The following is a 1402-nucleotide window of genomic DNA, read 5'->3' as shown; positions in this document are numbered from 1 at the left end:
GGTAGTGCCCCGTGGGGTGGTGTAAGAGGCCGCGCGCGAAGCCCTTGGCGTAGCGCAGCGCGCGGCCGGGCTGGCGGCCATCGCGCTTCTTCGTAGTCTGAGGTTGTTCGAAGACCGACGACAACGAAGGAGAGCACGATGACCGAGAACATGATCGACCTTCCGGGCATGATCGCCAAGAGCGATGACGCGGATTTCTTGCGCGAGCTGATCCAGGATGCCGCGCAGCGGCTGATGGATATCGAGGTGGCCACCGTTTGCGGTGCGGGCCATGGCGAGCGCAGCCCGCACCGGGAGAACCAGCGGAACGGCTACCGGCCGCGGCAATGGGATACCCGGGCGGGGACCATCGGCCTGAACATCCCGAAGCTGCGCAAGGGCAGCTATTTTCCGACCTTCCTGGAGCCACGGCGGACGGCGGAGAAGGCGCTGATGGCAGTGATCCAGGAGGCCTACATCCATGGTGTTTCCACGCGCGCTGTCGATGACTTGGTGCGCGCCATGGGGCTGACGGGCACCTCCAAGAGCCAGGTCTCGCGGCTCTGCGAGGAGATCGACGAGCGGGTGCAGGCGTTCCTGAACCGGCCTCTCGAAGGCGATTGGCCCTTCCTCTGGCTCGACGCCACTTATGTGAAGCTGCGTGAGGGCGGGCGGATCGTCTCGATGGCGGTGATAGTGGCTGTGGCGGTCAATACAGACGGGCGGCGCGAGATCTTGGGGATTACCGTCATGCCCTCGGAAGCCGAGACGTTCTGGGCCGACTTCCTGCGGTCTCTTACTCGGCGCGGCCTGCGGGGCGTGCAGTTGGTGATCAGCGACGCACATGAGGGCCTGAAAGCTGCCGCACGCAAGGTGCTCAGTGCCGGCTGGCAGCGCTGCCGCGTGCATTTCCAGCGCAACCTCCTGGCCCGCGTGGGCAAGACCCACAAGCCGGTGGTCAGCGCGGTGGTAAAGACCGTTTTCGCCGAGAAGGACCGCGACCAGGCCCATGCCCGCTGGCGTGAGGTCGCCGACAGCCTGCGGGACCGGTTCCGCGATGTTGCCGAGCTGATGGATGAGGCGGAGCATGACGTGCTGGCTTACATGGCCTTCGACGAGAGCCTGCGCTCGAAGCTGCACAGCACAAACCCACTGGAACGCGTCAACAAGGAGATCAAGCGGCGGACCAATGTCGTCGGCATCTTTCCCAACCGCGAAGCCGTCATCCGGCTGGTCGGCGCGCTCATGCTGGAGCAAAACGATGAATGGGCCGTCTCCCGCCGCTACATGCCGGTGGAAAAGCTGACGGCCGTGTGCAACGATACCGGCGCGGCGACGATGATCGCCGCGCAGTGAACGAGCAGCACCAGCTATGAAGAAGCAGGTGGACGCCAGTTCCTACACCATCTCCCGGGACACTACC

General features: G+C 64.8%; 1 protein-coding gene. It reads left to right on the top strand.

Translation table 11 applies throughout. From position 1 onward, the window contains the following. Window positions 1–138: 138 nt before the first annotated feature. Window positions 139–1335 carry an IS256 family transposase gene (locus QO033_RS25210; RefSeq protein ID WP_142495134.1) on the top strand — a complete coding sequence of 399 codons (1197 nt, stop codon included), beginning with the start codon at window positions 139–141 and terminating at the stop codon, window positions 1333–1335. Window positions 1336–1402 lie beyond the last annotated feature (67 nt).

Origin of the sequence: Pseudodonghicola flavimaris (assembly GCF_030164425.1) — a bacterium.
In the GTDB taxonomy this organism is placed as follows: domain Bacteria; phylum Pseudomonadota; class Alphaproteobacteria; order Rhodobacterales; family Rhodobacteraceae; genus Pseudodonghicola; species Pseudodonghicola flavimaris.
Note: the sequence above shows the minus strand (reverse complement) of the source record. Positions and strands in the feature narration are given on the sequence as shown.

Excerpts from the sequence above, each read along its gene's own strand:
- QO033_RS25210 (WP_142495134.1), top strand. The coding sequence starts at position 139 with ATGACCGAGAACATGATCGACCTTCCGGGCATGATCGCCAAGAGCGAT.